The sequence below is a fragment of the Tropicimonas sp. genome, assembly GCF_047971885.1.
In the GTDB taxonomy this organism is placed as follows: Bacteria; Pseudomonadota; Alphaproteobacteria; order Rhodobacterales; family Rhodobacteraceae; genus Tropicimonas.
In genome coordinates this window covers 1-21129 of the sequence record NZ_JBKEAE010000016.1, presented here as the reverse complement: position 1 = coordinate 21129, position 21129 = coordinate 1, and the positions used below count along the sequence as shown (strand labels likewise).

Here is a 21129-nt window from a genome sequence, read left to right as displayed (position 1 = left end):
CGGCCTTCCGCCCCGAAACGGCAACGGCGCCTTTCGGCGCCGTTCGCGTTTCCCGCCGCTGCCGGCAGGCGCCGGACTCGCGTCCCGCGCCGATCCGGGCAGGCGTTGGCTTCGCGGATCTTGTCGGCGGCTTCCGTGGTGTAGGAAATGCCGTTCGCCTCGAAAATCTGATCGAGTTAGCCCGCAAGGGTCATCTCGGTCACGATATCGCAGCCGCCGACGAACTCGCCCTTGACGTAAAGCTGCGGGATGGTCGGCCAGTCGGAAAAATCCTTGATGCCCTGCCGGACATCTTCATCGGCCAGAACGTTGATGTCGGCATAATCGACGCCCATGAAGTTCAGCACCCCGGCGACCCGCTGCGAAAATCCGCATTGCGGCGCCATCTTGGTGCCCTTCATGAAAAGCACCACGTCATTGCCGGTGATGGTCTGCTTGATCTGGTCCTGAGCGGTCATGTCTGGTTTTCCTGTCTGTTGCGGCGCGATGTATCGAACGGCGCCGGGATCAATCGGGCGCCTTTGTGGTCAGCGCAAGTGCATGCAGATCGGCGGCGGAACCGTCCATCATCCCCCTGAGGGCGGAATAGACCGCGCGCTGTTGCTGCACCCTGTTCATGCCGCGGAAGCTCTCGTCGATCACCTCGGCCGCGAAATGGGCGCCATCGCCGGCAAGATCGCTGACGATGACCGTTGCATCCGGAAATGCCGCGCGGATAAGGGTTTCGATCTGCTGGGCCTCTATGGCCATGGGCGTATCCCTGCTGGTTGCGAGTCACCCTGAAACTAGGGCTGACTGCACGGCGCCGCAAGGGGAGGGGGAAGCCGCCCCGTTCGGGCGATGCCGGCGGATCGTGTCACTCGGCATAGACCACAAGTTCGGGAAGATCGGTGAGCGGCGCCTCCAGCACGCGCAGCGCGGGCAGGCTGACACGGGTTCCGGCGCCCACCTCGCCGCCCGAGGGGCGCAGTTCCACCTTCACCGAGGTTCCGCCGCCGGGATATTCGAGGCGGCCCTGCCTAATTTCGGTGACCAGCCCGGTTTCGGCCCAGAAACCCGGATCGGCGGGATTTCCCAGCGAGGCGACGGTACGGCCGAGCTGCCGTTCGGCCGCCGCCGGTGGCGGTGCGGCCGCCGCCCTGCGCTCGGCGGCGCTTGTGGTGTCGAACTGCTCGACCGTGCGCGCCGACCGGGGCGGCGGCGCGGCTGTCGTTCCGGGCGCAGGCGCCGCGATGGCGGTTCTTTCCGGCGGGGTTTCCGGCCGCTTCACCCCCGGCAGGTGGGCGCATGCCGCGGCCAGCAGCAGCGCGCCGTATCCGATCAGTTTCAAGCTCATGCGCCTCTCCGGTGCCGGTTCTCGTGCGGCGAATTTACCTGTCTGGTCACGATTGCCGCAACCGCCGATGCGGGGTCTTGCGCGCGAATGTGCCGAAGCTTACCTTCCGTCGCATGTCCGCGCCCCTGATCGATCCCTTCCTTCGTGCGGTGACCTACCTTCGGGTATCGGTGACCGACCGCTGCGATCTGCGTTGCAGCTACTGCATGTCCGAGAACATGAAGTTCCTGCCCAAGCGGGAATTGCTGACGCTTGAGGAACTGGACCGGCTGTCGAGCGCCTTCATCCGCCTTGGCGTGCGCAAGCTGCGGATCACCGGAGGCGAGCCGCTGGTGCGGCGTGGGATCATGAGTTATGTCGAGGCGATGTCCCGCCATCTGCAAAGCGGCGCGCTGGACGAACTGACGTTGACCACCAATGCCACCCAGATGCACCGATTCGCCGCCGATCTGGTGTCGCTGGGTGTGCGCCGGGTGAACATCTCGCTCGATACGCTGGACGAGAGGAAATTCGGCGAAATCACCCGCTGGGGCAGGCTCGGGCAGGTGCTGCGCGGTATCGATGCGGCGCAGGAGGCCGGGCTGCGGGTCAAGATCAACACCGTCGCGCTCAAGGGATTCAACGAGGACGAGTTGTTCCCGCTGGTCGAATGGTGCACCGGCCGCGACATGGATCTGACCTTCATCGAGGTCATGCCGATGGGCGACATGGGCACCGAGGACCGGCTGGATCAGTACTGGTCGCTCAGGGACCTGAGGGCGCGCCTGGGCGAACGCTACCGGCTGACCGACCTTGCCGAGCGCAGCGGCGGGCCGGCACGCTATGTGCGGCTCGAGGAAACCGGCCAGAAGATCGGTTTCATAACGCCGCTGACCCATAATTTCTGCGAAAGCTGCAACCGGGTGCGGCTGACCTGCACCGGCGAACTGTACATGTGCCTGGGCCAGGAAGACCGTGCCGACCTGCGCCCGTCGCTGCGCGACCCCGCCGCGGTGCCGCTGGAAGAGGCCATCCGAAACGCCATTGCGCGCAAGCCCAAGGGGCACGATTTCGACTATTCCCGCCAGTCCGTTTCCGGCCAGATGCCGCGCCACATGAGCCACACCGGCGGTTAGCGCCGCGCTGAACCTATGCCCAGTCCGACCCCAGATCCTGTCTGGTGCGATCGATCCAGTGCTCGCGCAGCCAGGTGCAGGGCAGGGTGTGGCGAAGCACCGAACCGTGGTAGCCCTCGACCGCTTCCGACATCTTCGGCCGGCCATGGAAGCAGACCACCCGGGCGTTTGCCGGCAGACGCGGTTCGGCCAGATAGTTCCACGGCGGCAGGCGCAGGCAGCCGTGCTTGAAGCTGACCACCTGATCGGGCGGCAGGTAGGCGAAGGCGTCGCGCTCCTGCGCCAGTGTCGAGGTATAACGCTGTTCGGAGCCGCGCGCCTTTTCGACCTGACCCTTCGGATCGGCGGCGAGCGTATCGTAGAGCCAGCCGTGCAGCGCCGGATCGAACCGGAAGACCGAGCCGTGCCCGGTGGGCCGCCCGCGCCGCGCCTCGACCCAGTCGGCCCGCATCGCCACCTTGCCCGGGGCAAGATGCAGGATGTCGTCCAGAGAACCGGTGATCACCACGTCGAGGTCAAAGCCCAGCAGCGGCCCCGTCAGATCGGGGATCAGACCGGGCCGGAACAGGCTGACCTTGCGCATCGCGCCCTGCCGGTTGGCGACCGCAAGCGCCGCATCCATCGCGCCCAGATAGGGTTCGACGGGCAGATCCAGCACCCCGATATCCGGGTGCAGCCCGGCGCGATGCTCGGTCATGCAGAAGAAGCGAACTTCCTCTGTCAGGTTGCGCCGCACGCCGGAATAGAGCCGGTTGACATATTCCGGCCCGAACAGCGTACCCCATTTGATGCAGATGACGTTGGCAACAGCCATGCGGGTCTCCTTCAGCGGCCTCTGTAGAAGAAGTTCGGAGGATAGGAAACGTCTTCCATGTTGTCAGGAAGATGACTGCCCAAAGCTGTGGATCATACGCTCGCCGGGCAAACCGGTTTGATTCGGTTGGGAAACGCCCGCGTGATGCCGTACCGTCCTTCCTGGCCAACCATCGCGGCATGCGCCGAAACTCGGGGGGATTATGTGACGGGCAGCGGTCATTACAGCTTTCGCGCCGCCGGGGTCGATGATCTCGATCTCCTGCGCAGCTGGCAGGCGGCGGCGCATGTGCGCCGCTGGTGGGGCAATACCGACCAGTTCGACCGGGAAAAACTGGACGACCGGCGCGTGTCGCGGTGGATCGTCTCGTTCGACGGCAGGCCCTTTGCCTATATGCAGGATTATGCGGTACACGGCTGGGGTGGCCATCACTTCGATTATCTTCCCGAAGGGTCGAGAGGGATCGACCAGTATATCGGAGAAAGCGACATGATCGGCCGGGGGCATGGCACCGGCTTCATCGGACAGCGCCTGCGCGCGCTGTTCCGGCTGGGCGCTCCGGTTGTCGCAACCGACCCGCATCCGGAGAACGCGCATGCGATAGCGGCCTACCGCAAGCTGGGGTTCCGCATTGCCGGCCCCGCGATCGAGACCGCATGGGGCATCGTTCTGCCGATGGAGATACGCAACGCGCCTGATGGACAGTGATTTTGCCCGGCGTGCGCAAGTCGGTGATGTCAGCCAACCGGCATGCGGCTTTCGACGATTTCCGCCCACCACGAGCAGCCCGCCGGGATGGCCGCGTCGTTGAAATCGTAGTCGGGACTGTGGACCATCGCGGTATCGCCATTGCCGATCAGGATGTAGGCGCCGGGGCGTTCCCCGAGCATGAAGGCGAAATCCTCGCCCCCCATGACCAGCGGCGCCTCGGAGCAATCGCCCGAGACCGCGCGCGCGGCCCGGGCGGCGAATTCCGTCTGTTCGGCGGCGTTGACCATTACAGGGTAATTGCGGTGATAGCTGGCGCTGGCCGTTGCGCCAAAGGCGTCGGCCGTTGCCGTGGCGATGCGGATCAGCCGCGCCTCGGCCATGTCGCGCATCGCCGGGGTCAGGGTCCGCACCGTTCCCTTGAGCAGCACGCTCGGCGGGATGACGTTGTAGGCGGTGCTGGCGGTCTCGAACGAGGTGACCGAGACGACGATCTGCTCGACCGGGTTCGCGTTGCGCGAGGCGATGGATTGCAGCGCGATCACGATGTGGGAGGCAACGAGCGTCGGGTCCACCGTCTCGTGCGGTTTGGCGGCATGGCCGCCCTTGCCCCGGACGGCGATCTCGAAATGGTCGGCCGAGGCGAAGAACGGCCCCGGGCGGATGGCAAAGGCGCCGGCGGGCAGGCCGGGCCAGTTGTGCATGCCATAGACCTCCTGAATGCCGAACCTTTCCATCAGCCCGTCGCGGCACATCTCGCGCGCGCCGCCGCCGCCCTCTTCCGCGGGCTGGAAGATCACCACGGCCGTTCCGTCGAAATTGCGCGTTTCGGCGAGGTATTTCGCCGCGCCCAGCAGCATGGCGGTGTGCCCGTCGTGTCCGCAGGCGTGCATGATCCCCGGCGTTCGCGAGGCATGGGCAAGCCCGGTTTCCTCGACGATGGGCAGTGCATCCATGTCGGCGCGCAGCCCGATCGCCCGGCCACAGGTGTCGCTCCTGCCCCGGATGATGCCGGCCACGCCGGTCCTGCCGATCCCGGTCACCACCTCGTCGCAACCGAAGGCGAGCAACCGCTCGGCCACCAGTTCCGAGGTGCGGAAGGTGTCGAACTGAAGTTCCGGATGTTCGTGCATGTCGCGCCGCCAGACGGTGATCTCGTTCAGCAGTTCGGCGAAACGGTTTCTGACAGGCATGATCTTCCTTTTCCGGGGTTTGCTTGCCGCACCACCTTTTGCCGCCCGCCGGCGATTGGCAAGGGGCTGTCAGCGACCCTCGAACCGGGCGGGGCGTTTTTCGAGAAAGGCGACGACACCCTCCTTGAAATCGCGCGTCGCACCGCATTCGCCCTGAAGCCGGGCTTCGAGTTCGAGTTGCGCGTCGAGCGTGTTTTCGCAACCCGCACGCAGCGCCTGCCGGATTCGCGAATAGGCCTGGGTTGGACCGCTGGCCAGATGCAGGGCGCGGGCGCGCCAGTGCCCGGCGAAGCGCTCGTCGGGAACCGCCTCCCAGATCATGCCCCAGGCCTCGGCCTGACGGGCGCTGACCGGCTCGGCGAACAGCGCCGTGCCCATCGCCCGTGCCAGCCCGGCCTGTCGCGGCAGCCAGTAGGTGCCGCCGGCGTCCGGCATCAGCCCGATCCGGGCGAATGCCTGAAGGAAGATCGCGCTTTCGGTCGCGATCACCACGTCGCAGGAAAGCGCGAGGTTGGCGCCTGCCCCGGCGGCGGCACCGTTGACGGCGGCGATGGTGGGTACGGGGCAGGTCAGGATGGATTCGATCAGTGGCGTGTATTCGTCGCGCAGCGTGCGTTCGAGGTCGATATGCCCGACGTCGGCCTTGTCGCCCAGATCCTGCCCCGAGCAGAAGGCGCGGCCCGCGCCGGTCAGCACCGCGACACGCGCCTCGCCTCCCGCGCGCCGGAAGGCATCGGTCAGTTCGGCCCGCATCTGGGTGTTGAGCGCGTTCATCACCGCCGGACGGTTCATCGCGATCAGAGCGATATCCTCGGTGAGCCGGTAGTCGAGGGTTTCATAGTTCACGGGCAGGGTCCTTGTCTGTCCGGCACGGCGAGGGTCATGCCGGCGGTGCGGGGAAGGGGTGGCGCATCACTCGCCCAGAATGTCCTTCAGCCGCGCCTCCTCTTCGGCGGAAAGCTGCTCTTCGGCGGCGGCGGGGGCGTTCCTTCGGCGCCGCAGGTATGCGAACCCGGCGCCGCCGGCGACCAGAAGCATCACCGGCCCGGCGATCCACAGGATCAGGTTCGCGCCGCGCGCCGTCGGCTTCAGCAGGACATATTCGCCGTAGCGATCGACGACGAAATCGACAACCTGCCGGTCGCTGTCGCCCTCCACCAGACGCTCGCGCACCAGCACACGCAGGTCCGAGGCAAGCCCGGCGTTCGAATCGTCGATATTCTCGTTGCGGCAGACAAGGCAGCGCAGCCCCTTCGAGATCTCCCGCGCCCGCGCTTCGAGAGCGGGATCGTCGAGCATTTCGCCCGGCGTCACGGCAAGGGCGGGCGCGCCAAGCGCCAGCATCGCGGCAAGCAGGATGCGTTTCATTCCGCGGGCACCCCCCCGGCAGGCGTCCGGCGCTTCGCCGCGCCGGCGGCGACGCGGTAGCGACGGTCGGAAAGAGAGAACACGCCGCCCAGCCCCATGATGATGCAGCCCGCCCATATCCAGTTGGCGAAGGGTTTCACATAGGTGCGCACGGCCCAGCCGCCGCCCTGCTGCGGGTCACCGATGACAAGGTAGATGTCGCGGAAAAAGCCGTTGTCGATGTCGGCCTCGGTTGTCGGCATCTGCGCCACGGGGTACGAGCGCTTTTCGGGGTGCAGCACAGCGATCTCGCGTCCGTTGCGATAGACAGCCATCGTCGCCGTGACCGACAGGTAGTTGGGGCCGGCAACCTCGTCGACCGCGCGGAGCTCGATCTCGTAGGCGCCGTGGGTGAACCGCTCGCCCACCTGCGCCACGCGGATATCCTCGGATTCCCAGGCGGTCAGTCCGGCGATGCCGAAAAAGGTAATGGCAAGCCCGATATGGGCCGTTGCCTTGCCCCAGTCGGCGCCCGGCAGGTTGCGCAGGCGCCGGAACCGGCTGGCAGGATCGCCCCGTCCGGTGCGCAGCCACAGGTCGGTCAGCGCGCCGAGCGTGACCCAGGCCGCGAGCAGAAAGCCGACCGGCGCCAGCATGCTCCGGCCTGTCTGCATGACCCAGATCAGGCCTGCGCCGGCAAGGCTGAGCGCAAGCGCGCCGCCCAGCGGTTGCAGGGTGCGCGCGAGGTTGCCGCGCTTCCACGGCAGCATCGCCCCCACCGGCAGGATGACGGTTATGGCAACCATGAAGGGGGTGAACGCCGCGTCGAAGAAGGGCGCACCGACCGAAAGCTTGCGGCCAAAGGCCATCTCGGCGACCAGCGGCCAGATCGTTCCGACGAAGACGACAAAGGCGGCCACTGCCAGCAGGATGTTGTTGACCACGATGGCGCTTTCCCGGCTGACCAGTGCGAAGACGCCCTTGGCCTCCAGCGCGCTTGAGCGGATCGAATAGAGCATCAGCGCGCCGCCCATGAAGAAGGCGAGGATGACGAGGATGTAGACCCCGCGTTCCGGATCGTTGGCGAAGGCATGCACGCTGGTAATCACACCCGAGCGGACGAGGAAGGTCCCGATCAGCGAAAAACCGAAGGCCATGATCGCCAGAAGGATGGTCCAGCTTTTCAACGCCTCGCGCTTTTCGACCACAATGGCCGAATGCAGCAGTGCGGCGGCCAGCAGCCAGGGCATGAAGCTGGCATTCTCGACCGGGTCCCAGAACCAGAAGCCGCCCCAGCCAAGCTCGTAATAGGCCCACCACGAGCCGAGCCCGATGCCGATGGTAAGGAATATCCACGCCGCCAGCGTCCACGGCCGGACCCAGCGGCCCCAGGCGGCATCGACCCGGCCCTCGATCAGCGCTGCGACGGCAAACGAGAACGCCATCGAAAGCCCGACATAGCCGAGATAGAGAAACGGCGGATGGAAGGCGAGGCCCGGGTCCTGCAACAGCGGATTCAGATCCTCGCCGTTCATCGGTGGCACGATCAGCCGCAGGAACGGGTTCGAGGTGAAAAGGATGAAGCCGTAAAAGGCGACCGATATCGACGCCTGAACCGCCAGCACGCGCGCCTTGAGCGTCGGTTTCAGATTGCCGCCGAACCAGGCCGCGCAGGCACCGAACAGCGCCAGGATCAGCACCCAGAGCAGCATCGAGCCTTCGTGGTTCCCCCAGACGCCCGCGACCTTGTAGAGCATGGGCTTGGAGGTGTGCGAGTTCAGCACCACCAGCCTGACCGAGAAATCCGAGGTCACGAAGGCCCAGGTGAGGGCGGCGAAGGACAGCGCGACCAGCACGAACTGCACGGTTGCGGCGGGAACCGCCACGGCCATCCAGCCCGGCCATCCCCGGCCGGCGCCCACCATCGGGACAATCATCTGAACGACCGCGACCAGCGCGGCGAGGACAAGGGCGAAATGGCCGAGTTCTACAATCATGCCGCGGACCCTAATGCAGCGCCATCTGGCGGGCAACGGGTCTGCGGCACCATGCCGTCACGATCGCGGGATGGCGGCTCAGCGGCCGAGCGCTTCCCTTACTGCCAGGTCCAGCCGGTCGGCCGCCGCCCGGTTGGCTTCGAGCGCACGCATGAAGCGTCGCCCCATCAGCAGATGCATCGTCGCGCGCCGGGCTGGCCGCCACGCGGCGGTAAGCCAGCCCTTCGGGCGCGGTTCGGGATATTTCCGGCGGCTTGCCATTGCCGCTATCCCGCCAGCGCCAGCACAAATGCCGCAGCCACCACCGCGCCTGCGACCGGCAGCAGGAACCCGCCCCGGCGGAAGCCGAAGGACGTCTCGATAACCTGGAAATGCAGGATGGCGCCGGTGAGGAAAAGCGTCAGCAGAACCAGCGGCAATTCGCTCCGCTGCATCCACAGCGGCGCGCCGAGCAGCGAATGGAGCCACCACCAGCCCATCACCAGCGCCGCGCCAGCCCAGGAAAACGCCATGCCGAGCGACAGCGGCGACATCCGCATCGCCCAGAGCCACAGGAAGATGGCCGAGATCATCAGCGCCATGATGGTCAGCGCGCCATAGGCGATGCCGGCGGTTGCGTGAACCCCCCGGGCAAGGAATGACGTGTGCGTCGCCGCCAGCACCATCACATAGATCGAAAATGCCTGTTTCATCGGGTGCGCCCTCTGGGTTGCGGCTTCACACGCGGTCGCGCGGAAGCCGCTCGCGGATCAGCGTGGTGATCTCCACGATGATCTCGGTATTGCGGTTCAGGATGGTCCGGGTCGCATCGTCCTTCTGATGGTCCCGGAAGAGCAGGTAGAACACCAGAACCACCCAAGGCCCGTGTTCGGTGGCAAGGGTGATCCAGAAGTCGTCAGCCACCGGCCTCGCTCCATTCCGCCAGCGCCGGATTGCCGGGATAGCGCTGCGTGGCGGCGGGTCGCTGCCCGGCGGCTTGCGGCGCCGCGTCCTGTGTCAGGCCGAGCGCATCGCGCAACTCGCCGGCGCGGGCCAGCGTCTCGGCGATGGATTGCCGGAACTCCTGCCCCTTGGCCTGATGGCGGGCGCCGAAATAGAAGCCGACGATCGCGCCGAGCAGCCACCACAGCGGTTCGGGCACAAGCGCCATCCCCTGCATGCGCGAGGCAAACCACACCGGATCCACCATTGCGGCGACGAAAAGCGCCAGCGTGCCCAGTGCCATCGCCGGGCGGGGCACCCGGTTCAGCCCGTCGATTGTCCGATCGAACAGACCCTTGCGCGGAAGGGCGAATTCAGCCGCGAACTGGGCAAGCGCGGCCTGGTTCAGCGCCGCCTCGCGGGCGGCGCCGTTCTCCGGGTTTTCGCGGAACACCCCGACCGTCTCGGCGATAGCGTTCCGCCCCGGGCCGAGGATCAGCGACAGCGCGCCCGGCATCAACCCCATGCCGCCACCCGGGCGCGATGCTCGGCCTCCGTCAGGCGGAACCGGGCCGAGATGAAAAGTTCGGCCCGGGTAATCCAGCCGCCCTTGCCGCCGTCTTTCCGCCGCGCGAACTTCCGGCTTGCGGGGCGGGAATCCGCCAGAGCGTAATAGTAGTTGCGCCGCTCGATGCCATAGGCATCGGCCAGATGATGCGGCGCCAGTTCGCCCGCCTGCCGGGCGGCCGCGATGGTCTGCGGGCCGATCAGCCCGTCGACCGTTACCGGGATTTCCATCTTTACCAGCAGCCGCTGCAGAATCCTGACCGCATTGGCGCCCGCGTTGACGTACATGTCGAAGACGCCCGGCTGCAGTTCCTTCGGCAACTCGGCGATGCGCGGGCGGCGGGAATAAGGTACGAGGAAAATCTCGACCGCCGTTTCGCGATCGAGTTGCCGCACGTCGCTGGTGGTGATCTTTCCGTCGCCATCGAGGTCGATCCCGAGCCGCCTCAGGGTGCCGATGGTGACCCCGTGATTGGTCGCGCCGCCGGGATCGTCCGGATCGTCCACATAGCCGCCTTCCCGGGCGACGATCTCGCTGGCAATGGTTTCAATGTCATTCATGGGCCTGTCTCCGGCACAAATCGATGTGCGGGAGGCTCGGCCAAATCGTTTAAGAAACGTAAATCATACCGTTCGGCCCTGTGCCGAAGACCACACAGGAAGACGTTAGTTTCAATCGGAAATGCCAGAGTTGCCCGAGAATTGCCGCTGTCATCGGTTCGGTGCGCTGTCCGGGCTCAGCTGTCCCCGTCTTCGTAGTGGCGATAGACGCCCTGCTCCTTGAGCGCGTCGACGACCTCCTTGGGAACGTAGGATTCGTCGTGACGGGCGAGGATTTCCCTGGCGACAAAAACTCCGTCGACCAGATTGCCGGTGCCGATCATGCCCTGGCCTTCGCCGAACAGGTCGGGCAGCACGCCGGTATAGGATACCGGCACCGAGGCACCGCCATCGGTCACGTTGAAGGTGATCGTTTCGCCCTGACCGCGCACCAGCGTCCCTTCTTCGACCAGCCCGCCGATGCGGAAGGTCTCGCGCGCCTCCGGCGGTGCCGCGACCACTTCCGAGGGGGGTTTGAAATAGTTGATGCCGTCGCGCATCGCGTAACCGATCAATGCCGCGCTGCCGAAGAGGGCGACGAAAGTCACCACAATCACCTGAACCCGGCGTTTCTTCTTCAGACCCTTCATTCCTGCCATGGTTGCGTTTTCCTCCCGTGGGCGGCGCTTCGGCTCAAGGGTAGAGCGGCGCCAGCATCAGCCCCGCCGTCTCGTCATGGCCCAGCATCAGATTTGCGTTCTGGATCGCCTGTCCGGACGACCCCTTGGTCAGGTTGTCGATCACGGCAAAGATCGTTGTCCGCCCCGCCGCGCGTTCGGCCACCACGCCGATATGCACGAAGTTCGAGCCGCGAACGTGCTTGGTTTGCGGTATGGCGCCGAGGGGCAGCACCTCGATGAACGGTTCGTCCGCGTAGGCTTCGGCGAGCGCGGCGTGAACGGCGCGCGGTTCGCCGCTGACATAGCTCGCGGCAAAGATGCCCCGGTTGCCGGGGATCAGGTGCGGAGTGAACTGCACCTCGACCGGCCGTCCGGCGGCCTTCGAGAATTCCTGATCGAACTCTCCCAGATGCCGGTGGCCGCCGCCGGTGCCATAGGCGTACCAGCCCTCGCTCAGTTCGGCGTGCAGCAGGTTTTCCTTCAGCGAACGGCCGGCACCCGAAACGCCGCATTTCATGTCGATCACGATATCGTCGAGCCCGATGACGCCGGCGCGGATCGGCGGGATCAGCGAGAACTGGCCGGTCGCGGCATTGCAGCCGGTTCCGGCGACCAGCCGCGCGGCGCGAATCTCTTCGCGATAGAATTCGGTCAGGCCATAGACCGCCTCTTTCTGAAGCGCCGGTGCCGCATGGGGTTTGCCGTACCATTTTTCATAATCCGCCGGATCGCGCAGGCGGAAATCGGCGCTGAGATCGACGATCTTCAGGGTATCGGGAAGCTCGGAAATCACCGCCTGACTGGTGGCATGGGGCAGGGCGCAGAAGCAGATGTCGATACCGGCGAAATCTAGCTCGTCAATGGTTTGTAGCGGCGGCAGGTCGATGTGGCGCAGGTGCGGAAAGACCTCGGCCATCGTCATGCCGGCCTTGCGGTCGGCCGAAAGCGCGCGCACCTTGAGCCCCGGATGGGTGGCGATCAGCCGGACAAGCTCTGCCCCGGTATAGCCGGAGGCGCCCAGAATGGCGACGGAATGGGTCATGCGTTGTCCCGTTGTTCAGGTGGAATAGACATAGGAAGCGCCGGCGTGCATCGCAATCAGGCGGCGCGGAACTCGATCTTTCGTCGCAGGAACTGGGTCGCCCGGTCCGAGACCTTGCGCGGATTTCCGGTGGTCAGGAACCTGGTTTCGCCGTCCTCGCCAAGCATGTTCGGATGCCGGGCGAGGTAATCCGCGAGGCTCTCGGCGACGAGCTTTGCCTGGCTGTAGACGGCAACATCCGGCCCGAGGGCGTCGGCGAAGGTATCCTCCATCAGCGGATAATGGGTGCAGCCGAGAATCGCGGCCTCGGGCATGGGCATCTTGCGTTTCAGCGCGTCCACATGCGAGCGCACCAGCGCTTCGGCGAGTATCAAGTCGCCGTCCTCGATGGCATCGACGACACCGCCACATGCCTGCGCCTCGACATCGACCCCGATGGCGCGAAATGCAAGTTCCCGCTGGAAGGCGCGGCTGGCGACGGTGGCCGGGGTCGCGAACAGCGCGACATGCTTGACCGCAACCTCGCGCGGCGGGGAGTTGTCACCCCAGCGGCGCTCGGTCAGCGCCTCGATCAGCGGCACGAAAACGCCCAGAACCCGCTTGTCGGCGGGCAGCCAGCTTTCCTGCATCCGGCGCAGCGCGGCGGCAGATGCGGTGTTGCAGGCCAGAATCACCAGATCGCAGCCCTCGTCCCACATGCGTGCCACCGAGGCGGTCGTCAGCCGGTACACATCATCCGCATCCCGCACGCCATAGGGGGTGTGGGCGTTATCGCCGAAGTAGACGAAGGGCACATCGGGCAGCCGTCTGGTCACCGCATCCAGAACCGTCAGCCCGCCCAGCCCGCTATCGAATATTCCAACTGCCATCAGTACACGCGATATCCCTTTTCGCCCTTGTCGCCGCGATAGCGGTCGTCGAACTCGAAGCCGTAGGCCAGCGACGTGAGCGGTTTCGGAGAAAGGGAGTACGTCTCGGTTCGCAGAAAGTCCATCATCGCGCGCGGATCTTTTGCGCGCTGGTCCAATGCGTCGCGCGGGATCGGCTCTCCGATGACCACCCGCACCGGTTCGTCCACCCGCTTGCGGAATTCCTGGATCAGCAGCGCCAGTCGCAATGTCGAATGCAGGTGGCTGGCAAACTGGAACAGGCGGCTGTTGTGCCCCTCGAAATAGATCGGAACCACCGTGGCCCGGGACTTGGCGATCATCCTGGCGGTGAAGCTGCGCCATCCCGGATCCATCGGCCGGGTGAAGGGCTTGATCGCGGTGGAAACCGTGCCGCCCGGAAAGACGCCGATCGCCCCCCCGTCGCCGAGGTAATGCAGCGCCGCCTTGCGCGTTTCGATGTTCTGTCGCCGCCCTTCGGACGTTTCGTCGAAGGAGATCGGCAGGATCACGCGGTCGAGGTCCTCGGCCTTGCGGAACACCGAGTTGGCGAGAATGCGGAAATCGCCGCGCACGATGCTGAGGATATGCCCCATCATCAGCCCGTCGAGTATGCCGTAGGGGTGGTTGGCGATGGCGATCAGCGGGCCGGTGGCGGGAATGTTGTCGAGGCTGCCGCCGACCACGTCGAGGCTCAGCCCGTAGCGCGCCACCATGACCCCCCAGAAATCCTTGCCCCCGGCAACCTCGTGTTCGTACCCCTCGGCCCGTCTGATCAGCCCGATCCGGCCGGTGGCGTTTTCCAGCACCCTGACCAGCGCCCGCCCACCGCGTGAGCGAACGCTGCCGGCATAGCTGATATCGCGCGCAATCTGGCGATCGGCCATCGGGAATCTCCGTGCTGGCAGGCGAATAGCGTGGAATTCCGTACTTCACCAGCGTTCACGCCGAATATTCATATGCGTGGCGGTCCGGCGGATTCGTCGCGGCGCTGCGCCGGGTGGCGAAATCGCCTGCCGGGCACGCCCGGCAACGTGCCGGGTGTGCAACAAGTACGTGGAGAAGCCCGCTGGGGCGCAATTGCGATTTGCCTGCGCGCCAATCGTGACTACATAGTGCCGGGACGCGAACCGGACGAGCAAGCTGGTGGAATGTCAGCACAAAATGTCAGGTAGGTAATTCCATATGGATTGGGACAAGCTCAGAATCTTCCATGCGGTCGCTTCCGCGGGCAGCCTCACGCATGCCGGTGACTCGCTCCATCTCAGCCAGTCCGCCGTCTCGCGGCAAATCCGGGCGCTGGAGGAAAGCCTCAACACCACATTGTTCCACCGCCACGCGCGCGGCCTGATCCTGACCGAGCAGGGAGAGCTTCTGTACGACGCGACCCGCGCGATGTCGAAGCGGCTCGATGCGGCGTCGGCGCGGATCAGGGACAGCGAGGAAGAGGTTTTCGGCGAACTTCGGGTGACCACGGCGCATGGTTTCGGTTCGCTCTGGCTTGCGCCGAGGCTCAACAATCTTTATGCGAAATACCCCGATCTCAACATCGACCTCATGCTCGAGGAACGTGTGCTCGACCTTCCGATGCGCGAGGCCGACGTGGCGATCCGGATGAAGGAGCCCAGCCAGGCCGACCTGATCCGCAAGCGGCTGATGACCGTGCGGATGCGGCTCTATGCCTCGCGGACATATCTCGACCAGCGCGGCACGCCCGAGAGCGCCGAAGACATGGCCGAACATCGCCTGATCTGTCAGGGCACGTCGGTGACCCAGGTCGCCGCCGGCGCCTCGATGGTGCAGTGGCTGCTGGGGCACGGCATCACCTCACGGTTGAACGTCAACAACTATTTCGGGGTGCTGCAATGCGTGAAGAACGATCTCGGAATCGGCGTTCTGCCCGACTACATCGTTGAATGGGAAACCGAACTCATTCGCGTTCTGCCCGATATAGAAAGCGCCGAAGTGCCGGTTTTCCTCGCCTATCCCGAGGAACTTCGCCAGTCCAAGCGTATCGCGGCCTTCCGGGATTTCATCGTCGAGGAAATTCAGGCGCATCGGCGGAACCTCGAAGCCGATCAGCGATGACAACCGGCGGTTGATACGCCCCGCGCGATACTATCGTTGCATATGCACCACAAACATGGCTGCATTTCGCCCGTGCGGCAACTCGTGCCTTGAACCGCATCGTTCACATTCCTAGATGTCGAAGCAATGGCAGGCGCTTCTGGCATCTGTCATTACCTCCCTGTTGGACCTGGGCCGAGATACTGTAATCTCGGCCTATTTTTTTGACTGTTCCGAAATCATTGGTTTGGCGCGGGCCGGTGACTGGGCTAGAGTGCCGGCGCATATCCCGTGGAGGTTATTATATGCATTCCAGATTTGCCTTTCTTGCGGTGGCGGCGGTGCTTGCGTTCGCCGGTCCCGGCCTTGCCGCCCAGTGCGGGAAATCCGCTGCCGGATTCGATGCCTGGAAGCAGGATTTCGCCCAGGAGGCGGCCCGCGCCGGTGTCGGGAAACGGGGCCTTTCGGCGCTTGCCGGCACCCAGTATTCACAGGCGACGATCAACGCCGACCGGGGCCAGAAAAGCTTCAAGCTCAGCTACGACCAGTTCTGCCAGAAACGTGGCTGCAACGTGATCGTGTCGCAGGGCAAGAAACGCAAGGCGCAAAACCCGGGGCTCTATGATTCGCTCGAGCGCAGCTACGGGGTGCCGGCGGGGGTGATCATCGCGATTCACGGCATGGAGACCGGATTTGGCAAGTTCATGGGCAATTCCAACGTGCTGAACGCTACCGCGACACTTGCCTACGATTGCCGCCGGCCGCAGATGTTCGAGCCGCATCTGATCGGTGCGTTGAAGATGATCGACAAGGGCATGATGTCGCCCGGCTCCGTTGGGGCCAAGCACGGCGAACTGGGCCATACGCAGTTTCTCCCCGGCAATGCGCTGCGCTACGGCCGCGACGGCAACGGCGACGGGCGGGTTGATCTGAACAACATGTCCGATGCGCTGGCCTCGACCGCGAATTACCTGCGCTCGAAAGGCTGGGCGCCGGGGCAAAGCTACCAGCCCGGAAGCCGCAACTTCAACGTGCTCAAGGAATGGAATGCAGCTTCGGTCTATCAGAAGTCGCTCGCGGCGATGGGGGCGCAGATCGACGGCTGATCCCGCAACGGGAGGGCGGTTGCGATGGCGGACAGGATCCGGGCCGGCCGGGTGAATCTGGGTTGCCGAATCTGGGGCACCGGGCCGGTTCCGGTGCTGTTCGTGCACGGCAATCTGGCCAGCAAGGACTGGATCGAGCTTGCCGCCCCCTGGGTTCCCGCCGATCTGCGGATCATCGGCATCGACTGGCGCGGCTGCGGCGACAGCGACAGGCCCGCGCCGGTACCCGGTTACACCAACTACTCGATGCAGCGGCATGCCGAGGACATGATCGCCGCGCTCGATACGCTGGGTGTTGCGCGCTGCCATCTCGCCACCCATTCCACCGGCGGGTTCATCGCGGCGCGGATGCAGCTCATGCAGCCCGATCGCTTCGGCAAGATCCTCGCGCTCGATCCGGTTGCCCCCTTCGGGCTGAAGTTCGAACCGCGTGCCATCGACGGTTTCCGCGCCATGCAGGCCGGTCAGGAACTGACGCGCAAGGTCATGGCCGGCGTGGCGCCGGCGCTTTTCCGGGGTGATGTCGCGCAGGCTGGCGGCATGCCGGAATTCCGCAGCGGAATCGCCGCACAGGCGCGGCTTTTCGACCGCATCGTCAGGCAGAGCTTTGCCGTCGCCGACGGGATCTGGCTCGGCACGCCCCTCAACCTGACTGCGGAATTCGACTCCGGCGAGGTCGCGGCAAGGGTAGGCGAACTCCGTCACGAAACGCTGGTGCTCTGGGGCGAACGCGACGGGATCATCCCGCTTGCCGATATGCAGCGGATGGCGGCCGAACTGCCGGATTGCCGGCTTGTCCGGGTGCCCGGCATCGGCCATTCGATGAACATCGAGGCGCCCCTGCTCTATGCGGGCTATTTCGGCGCGATGTTCAGCGGGGTTCCGGTATGAAAAACGCCGCCCGAAGGCGGCGTTCTGGCAGTGGTATCCCGGGGGTGGGTTCAGAAACCCAGCCCCTCGTATTTCTTTTTGAACTTCGAGACGCGCCCGCCGGTGTCCATCAGCTTCTGCGAACCGCCGGTCCATGCGGGATGCGACGAGGGGTCGATATCGAGCGAAAGCTGCTCGCCTTCCTTGCCCCAGGTCGATTTCATCTGCACCACGGTGCCATCGGTCAGCTTGACGTCGATGAGGTGGTAGTCGGGGTGTATGCCCTTTTTCATCGCGCTGCTCCTCAATCCCTGGCCTTGTAGGTGCTGTCTTCCGCGATCCGGGCCGACTTGCCGCGGCGCGACCGCAGGTAATAGAGCTTCGAACGGCGGACGCGGCCGCGGCGCACGACGGTGATGCTCTCGATATTGGTCGAATGCAGCGGGAACACGCGCTCCACGCCTTCGCCAAAGGAAATCTTGCGGACGGTGAACGAACCGGCAATACCCTTGCCGTTCTTGCGGCTGATGCAGACGCCCTCGTAGTTCTGCACCCGCGAGCGCGAGCCCTCGGTCACCTTGTAGCCGACACGAACCGTATCGCCCGCCTTGAAGTCGGGAATCTCCTTCCCGAGGGAGGCGATCTGTTCGGCCTCCAGTTCTGCGATCAGATCCATCCGATACGCTCCTCTTGCTGCCTGCGGTTGATCCGCAAGGTGTTTCGCGCCCTCAGAGCTCCCGGTCTTCATCGGGTCCGCATCCTGCGCCCGCCGGAGGTCAGGTCGTCATTTCCTTGAAGGTTTGCCACGCGCCCCGAAGATCGGACCGAAGAAGGCCCATCCGAGAATGCGGCCGCACACCAAACCGCCCGAGTCGGTCGCCCGCCCGGGATGGCGCTGTTTAGGGGAAAGGTGCGGGCGACGCAAGGCCGGCAGTCAGGCCGGTTTCCCGCTTTCCGGATCGAGCCCGTGTGCCGCGCAATAGGCCAGCCACAGATCGGGCCGGCGGCGGCGCGTCAGCGCGACGGATTGGGCGCGCCGCCATTCGGCGATCCTTGCGTGATGGCCCGACAGCAGCACCTCGGGTACCGCATGGCCACACCAGTCGTTGGGGCGGGTGTATTGCGGATGCTCCAGCAACCCGTCCGAGAAGCTCTCTTCCTCCGTCGATGTCTGGTTGCCCAGCACGCCGGGCAGCAGGCGGACGGTGGCGTCGATCATCGCCTGCGCGGCGATCTCGCCGCCGGTCAGCACGAAATCGCCGAGGCTGATTTCCTCGATTTCACGGGCCTCAAGAATGCGCTGGTCGACGCCTTCGAACCGGCCGCAGAGCAGGGTCGCGCCTTTTGCCCGCGCCCAGCGATGTGCCGTGCTCTGGTCGAAGCGCCGTCCGCGCGGGCTGAGACAGACAACCGGCCAGCCCGCGCGGTCGGGCGGGGTGCCGGCTGCCGCCTCGTCCAGCGCCGCGGCCACCACGTCCGGGCGCAGCACCATGCCGGCGCCGCCGCCGGTCGGCGTGTCGTCGACGTTGCGATGGCGCCCCTCGCCAAAGCGGCGCAGGTCGATGGTTTCGAGCGCCCAGAGACCCTCGTGCAACGCCTTGCCGGTCAGGCTTTCACCCAGGACCCCGGGGAAGGCGGCGGGAAACAGGGTGATGATCCGCACGGTCCATGCGCCGTGAAGCCGCGGCGTCGGGCTCATCAGGTCGCGTGGGACAAGGCTGGGGCCGATCGCCAGCCGGCCGTGGGATCGGGGCTTGTCAGTCACTGGCGGATCCTTCGCGCTCAAGGTTCTCGATCCGTTCGGCCAGTTCAACCAGCCGTTCGGATAAATCCGGATGGTCGCTTTCGATCTGGTTCGCGATGTCGATCAGGCGATCGACCCCGGGCAGGAGCGGCCAGGCAGAAGGGTCCGTATCCAGAAGATCGCCGGTATGGTCGAGGAACTTTGCCAGGGTCTCGGTGTCGGCGGCGGCGACGATCCGGTCGAAGGCACCGGACATCGTGTCGCCGGGCGCCTCTGGCTCTTTCGGTGTCACCTCCGCGTCTTGCTGGGCGGTGGAGGGGCGGACGCGCGATCCGGCCCTGTCGAGACGTTTCAGCCCGGCTTCGATGAGGCGGTCGGATTCGGCGGTTTCGCCGGGCTGCCACAGGAACCGGCCGAGCCCCAGCGCGCCCAGCCCCAGCGCCAGCCATGCCGACAGCGGCGCGGTTGTGCCGACCGTGAACACGATCCGCAGCACCGCGCCCACCCCGATGCTGACCGAAGCAAGCGCAAGGGCGGTCATGATCGCCGGCAGCACCATCCGGGTATCGCCGTGAAACGGTGTCTTGCGCATCACGAAATCCCACAGAAGGAAAAGCCCGGCGAACGGGATGACGGCGAAATAGGCCGCGCCGGTGATCCCGGCACCGATCGGGGCGGCAAGAAACAGCGCGCCGCAGAGAAGGAGCGCCGCCTTGTGTTTCACAACAGGCCCTCGGGCGGGTCGGCGACGATGCGCCCGGCGGCAATATCGACCGTCGGCACCGCCTCGCGGGTGAAGGGTAGCAGAAGCGGCGCCTTCAGCCCGGGACCGACAATCTCAAGCATGTCGCCGGCACCGTAATCCTGCACGGCACGCACCTGGCCGAGCAGCCCTCCGCCGGTGTCGCGCACCTCCAGCCCGATCAGATCCGCATGGTAGAACTCGTCCTCGGGCAGGTCCGGCATCCGGCTCCGGTCGACATAGAGACGCAGGCCGCGCAGGGCATCGGCCTGTTCCCTGGTCGCCACGCCCGAAAGCCGCGCCGCAAAGCCGTTGCTGACCGGGTTCGACAGTTCGACGGTAAAGCTCCGCCGGCCGCTCTCGTCGCAGAGCGGCCCGTAGGAGGCGATATCCTCGGGCGTGGCGCAGAAGCTCTTGAGCCTGACCTCGCCCCTGACCCCGAACGCGCCGGCAACGGCGCCCACGCAAACCCGGCCGGACATCAGCGCGCCTCCGGAGAAAACCGGAACGCATCCGCACGCTGCCGCGCCTCGCCCGGACAACCGGCCGGCAAACGGCACACCTCCCGCCGCCATGGCGCGGGTCCAAAAGGCTCATCGCGGAACGCGGCCCTGGCGCGGCCGGGGCAGAGGGAGGTGACGGTCATTGCTATTCGCCGGCGTCCGCGGTGGCCTCCTCGGCCGGTGCCGCGGCGGCTTCGGCGGCGGCAGCAGCCTTGGCGGCCTTTTCTTCGGCGCGCTCCTTGGCCTTCTTTCCCGGCACTGCCTTGTTGGGGTTGTTGCGCGCGGCCTTCTCGCGCAGGCCGGCTGCTTCGAGGAAACGCACGATGCGGTCGGTCGGCTGGGCGCCCTGGCCAAGCCAGTACTGGACGCGCTCCATGTCCATCTTCACCCGGTCTTCGCTGTCCTTGGGCAGCAGCGGGTTATAGGTGCCCAGCTTCTCGATGAAGCGGCCGTCGCGCGGCATGCGCGAATCGGCGGCGACGATCGAGTAATACGGGCGTTTCTTGGAGCCGCCGCGCGCGAGACGAATTTTCATGGCCATTTGTATCTTCTCCTTGTCAATGGTGTCGATCAGACGGGGTGCCGCCTGTCATTCCTGGTGTTTGCGGTGATGTCGGATGACTTCCTGAATGATGAAATTCAGGAACGCCTTGGCGAATTCGGGGGCCAGGTCGGCCTCCTTCGCCAGGTCTTCGAGCCGTTCGATCTGCTGCGCCTCGCGCGCCGGATCGGACGGGGGAAGGTTGTGTTCGGCCTTGAGCCTGCCCACGGCCTGCGTGTGCTTGAACCGTTCGCCCAGCGTGTAGACGAGAATGGCATCGAGCCGGTCGATGCTCTGGCGATGCCCGCTGAGGAGGTCTGCGGCCCGCCGGGTATCGTCGTCCGCCGGCGGTTCCCCCGTTGCGGCCGTGTGGTCGTTGCGGGTCATGCGGATCCCTCCCTGCCGTATC

General features: G+C 65.6%; 28 protein-coding genes and 1 pseudogene. 5 read left to right on the top strand and 24 right to left on the bottom strand.

Annotated features, from left to right (window positions below; all coding sequences use genetic code 11):
• Positions 1–101: 101 nt before the first annotated feature.
• From grxD to ACK5IR_RS01760, 3 genes and pseudogenes are all read right to left on the bottom strand, one after another.
• Positions 102–458 (bottom strand): annotated as a pseudogene (grxD, locus tag ACK5IR_RS01770) (Grx4 family monothiol glutaredoxin); the annotation flags it as partial.
• A gap of 49 nt (positions 459–507) precedes the next feature.
• Positions 508–750, bottom strand: a complete 243-nt coding sequence (locus tag ACK5IR_RS01765; RefSeq protein ID WP_416925298.1) for a BolA/IbaG family iron-sulfur metabolism protein — start codon at positions 748–750, stop codon at positions 508–510.
• A 106-nt stretch (positions 751–856) separates the two neighbouring features.
• Complete coding sequence (locus ACK5IR_RS01760; RefSeq protein ID WP_416925296.1) at positions 857–1336, bottom strand: D-galactarate dehydratase; 480 nt, start codon at positions 1334–1336, stop codon at positions 857–859.
• 113 nt (positions 1337–1449) lie between these two features.
• Here ACK5IR_RS01760 and moaA point away from each other — a divergent pair, with 113 nt between their 5' ends.
• On the top strand, positions 1450–2451 hold the full coding sequence (moaA, locus tag ACK5IR_RS01755) for a GTP 3',8-cyclase MoaA (protein WP_416925294.1): 1002 nt from the start codon (positions 1450–1452) through the stop codon (positions 2449–2451).
• 13 nt (positions 2452–2464) lie between these two features.
• Here moaA and ACK5IR_RS01750 read toward each other — a convergent pair whose 3' ends face one another.
• Entirely contained in the window at positions 2465–3265 is an 801-nt protein-coding gene (locus tag ACK5IR_RS01750) for a glycosyl transferase (RefSeq protein ID WP_416925292.1), read from the bottom strand.
• A 204-nt stretch (positions 3266–3469) separates the two neighbouring features.
• Here ACK5IR_RS01750 and ACK5IR_RS01745 point away from each other — a divergent pair, with 204 nt between their 5' ends.
• Positions 3470–3973, top strand: a complete 504-nt coding sequence (locus ACK5IR_RS01745) for a GNAT family N-acetyltransferase (protein ID WP_416925290.1) — start codon at positions 3470–3472, stop codon at positions 3971–3973.
• 29 nt (positions 3974–4002) lie between these two features.
• On the opposite strand, the gene ACK5IR_RS01740 is transcribed toward ACK5IR_RS01745, so the two are convergent.
• From ACK5IR_RS01740 to ACK5IR_RS01680, 13 genes are all read right to left on the bottom strand, one after another.
• Positions 4003–5166: a M20 aminoacylase family protein gene (locus tag ACK5IR_RS01740; RefSeq protein WP_416925288.1), complete on the bottom strand. Its 1164-nt coding sequence runs from the start codon at positions 5164–5166 to the stop codon at positions 4003–4005.
• A 69-nt stretch (positions 5167–5235) separates the two neighbouring features.
• Positions 5236–6012, bottom strand: coding sequence for an enoyl-CoA hydratase-related protein (locus tag ACK5IR_RS01735; protein ID WP_416925286.1), 777 nt, complete (start codon positions 6010–6012; stop codon positions 5236–5238).
• 66 nt (positions 6013–6078) lie between these two features.
• Complete coding sequence (locus tag ACK5IR_RS01730; RefSeq protein WP_416925284.1) at positions 6079–6534, bottom strand: cytochrome c-type biogenesis protein CcmH; 456 nt, start codon at positions 6532–6534, stop codon at positions 6079–6081.
• Positions 6531–8510: a heme lyase CcmF/NrfE family subunit gene (locus tag ACK5IR_RS01725; protein WP_416925282.1), complete on the bottom strand. Its 1980-nt coding sequence runs from the start codon at positions 8508–8510 to the stop codon at positions 6531–6533. The genes ACK5IR_RS01730 and ACK5IR_RS01725 overlap by 4 nt, the downstream gene beginning before the upstream one ends.
• 78 nt (positions 8511–8588) lie before the next feature.
• Complete coding sequence (locus ACK5IR_RS01720; RefSeq protein ID WP_416925281.1) at positions 8589–8771, bottom strand: hypothetical protein; 183 nt, start codon at positions 8769–8771, stop codon at positions 8589–8591.
• Positions 8772–8776: 5 nt separating this feature from the next.
• Entirely contained in the window at positions 8777–9202 is a 426-nt protein-coding gene (locus ACK5IR_RS01715; RefSeq protein WP_416925279.1) for a hypothetical protein, read from the bottom strand.
• Between the two features lie 25 nt (positions 9203–9227).
• Positions 9228–9413, bottom strand: coding sequence for a hypothetical protein (locus ACK5IR_RS01710; protein ID WP_416925277.1), 186 nt, complete (start codon positions 9411–9413; stop codon positions 9228–9230).
• Positions 9406–9957 carry a holin family protein gene (locus ACK5IR_RS01705; protein WP_416925275.1) on the bottom strand — a complete coding sequence of 184 codons (552 nt, stop codon included), beginning with the start codon at positions 9955–9957 and terminating at the stop codon, positions 9406–9408. Before ACK5IR_RS01705 ends, ACK5IR_RS01710 begins: the two co-directional genes overlap by 8 nt.
• The gene (locus ACK5IR_RS01700; protein WP_416925273.1) at positions 9948–10559 is read right to left on the bottom strand and encodes a holin-associated N-acetylmuramidase; all 612 of its coding nucleotides are present in this window, start codon (positions 10557–10559) and stop codon (positions 9948–9950) included. Before ACK5IR_RS01700 ends, ACK5IR_RS01705 begins: the two co-directional genes overlap by 10 nt.
• A gap of 176 nt (positions 10560–10735) precedes the next feature.
• Positions 10736–11188 carry a cytochrome c maturation protein CcmE gene (ccmE, locus tag ACK5IR_RS01695; protein WP_416925300.1) on the bottom strand — a complete coding sequence of 151 codons (453 nt, stop codon included), beginning with the start codon at positions 11186–11188 and terminating at the stop codon, positions 10736–10738.
• A 43-nt stretch (positions 11189–11231) separates the two neighbouring features.
• Positions 11232–12260 carry an N-acetyl-gamma-glutamyl-phosphate reductase gene (argC, locus tag ACK5IR_RS01690; RefSeq protein ID WP_416925271.1) on the bottom strand — a complete coding sequence of 343 codons (1029 nt, stop codon included), beginning with the start codon at positions 12258–12260 and terminating at the stop codon, positions 11232–11234.
• Between the two features lie 56 nt (positions 12261–12316).
• The gene (locus tag ACK5IR_RS01685) at positions 12317–13129 is read right to left on the bottom strand and encodes a glutamate racemase (RefSeq protein WP_416925269.1); all 813 of its coding nucleotides are present in this window, start codon (positions 13127–13129) and stop codon (positions 12317–12319) included.
• A complete protein-coding gene (locus tag ACK5IR_RS01680) occupies positions 13129–14034 on the bottom strand; it encodes a lysophospholipid acyltransferase family protein (RefSeq protein WP_416925267.1) in 906 nt (301 codons plus the stop codon). Before ACK5IR_RS01680 ends, ACK5IR_RS01685 begins: the two co-directional genes overlap by 1 nt.
• A 298-nt stretch (positions 14035–14332) precedes the next feature.
• On the opposite strand from ACK5IR_RS01680, the gene ACK5IR_RS01675 reads away from it, so the two are divergent.
• From ACK5IR_RS01675 to ACK5IR_RS01665, 3 genes are all read left to right on the top strand, one after another.
• Positions 14333–15235: a LysR family transcriptional regulator gene (locus ACK5IR_RS01675; RefSeq protein WP_416925265.1), complete on the top strand. Its 903-nt coding sequence runs from the start codon at positions 14333–14335 to the stop codon at positions 15233–15235.
• A 284-nt stretch (positions 15236–15519) separates the two neighbouring features.
• Complete coding sequence (locus ACK5IR_RS01670; RefSeq protein WP_416925263.1) at positions 15520–16320, top strand: lytic murein transglycosylase; 801 nt, start codon at positions 15520–15522, stop codon at positions 16318–16320.
• Between the two features lie 24 nt (positions 16321–16344).
• Entirely contained in the window at positions 16345–17211 is an 867-nt protein-coding gene (locus ACK5IR_RS01665; RefSeq protein WP_416925261.1) for an alpha/beta fold hydrolase, read from the top strand.
• 50 nt (positions 17212–17261) lie between these two features.
• Here ACK5IR_RS01665 and rpmE read toward each other — a convergent pair whose 3' ends face one another.
• The 7 genes from rpmE to ACK5IR_RS01630 all read right to left on the bottom strand — a co-directional run bounded on the left by rpmE (position 17262) and on the right by ACK5IR_RS01630 (position 21107).
• Positions 17262–17483: a 50S ribosomal protein L31 gene (rpmE, locus tag ACK5IR_RS01660; protein WP_416925259.1), complete on the bottom strand. Its 222-nt coding sequence runs from the start codon at positions 17481–17483 to the stop codon at positions 17262–17264.
• Between the two features lie 11 nt (positions 17484–17494).
• Entirely contained in the window at positions 17495–17866 is a 372-nt protein-coding gene (gene rplS, locus ACK5IR_RS01655; RefSeq protein ID WP_416925257.1) for a 50S ribosomal protein L19, read from the bottom strand.
• A gap of 258 nt (positions 17867–18124) precedes the next feature.
• Entirely contained in the window at positions 18125–18955 is an 831-nt protein-coding gene (gene trmD, locus ACK5IR_RS01650; protein ID WP_416925255.1) for a tRNA (guanosine(37)-N1)-methyltransferase TrmD, read from the bottom strand.
• On the bottom strand, positions 18948–19658 hold the full coding sequence (locus ACK5IR_RS01645; RefSeq protein ID WP_416925253.1) for a hypothetical protein: 711 nt from the start codon (positions 19656–19658) through the stop codon (positions 18948–18950). Before ACK5IR_RS01645 ends, trmD begins: the two co-directional genes overlap by 8 nt.
• On the bottom strand, positions 19655–20158 hold the full coding sequence (rimM, locus tag ACK5IR_RS01640) for a ribosome maturation factor RimM (protein WP_416925251.1): 504 nt from the start codon (positions 20156–20158) through the stop codon (positions 19655–19657). The genes ACK5IR_RS01645 and rimM overlap by 4 nt, the downstream gene beginning before the upstream one ends.
• Before the next feature lie 166 nt (positions 20159–20324).
• Positions 20325–20720, bottom strand: a complete 396-nt coding sequence (gene rpsP, locus ACK5IR_RS01635; RefSeq protein WP_416925249.1) for a 30S ribosomal protein S16 — start codon at positions 20718–20720, stop codon at positions 20325–20327.
• Positions 20721–20768: 48 nt separating this feature from the next.
• Positions 20769–21107 carry a chorismate mutase gene (locus ACK5IR_RS01630; protein ID WP_416925247.1) on the bottom strand — a complete coding sequence of 113 codons (339 nt, stop codon included), beginning with the start codon at positions 21105–21107 and terminating at the stop codon, positions 20769–20771.
• Positions 21108–21129: the final 22 nt, after the last annotated feature.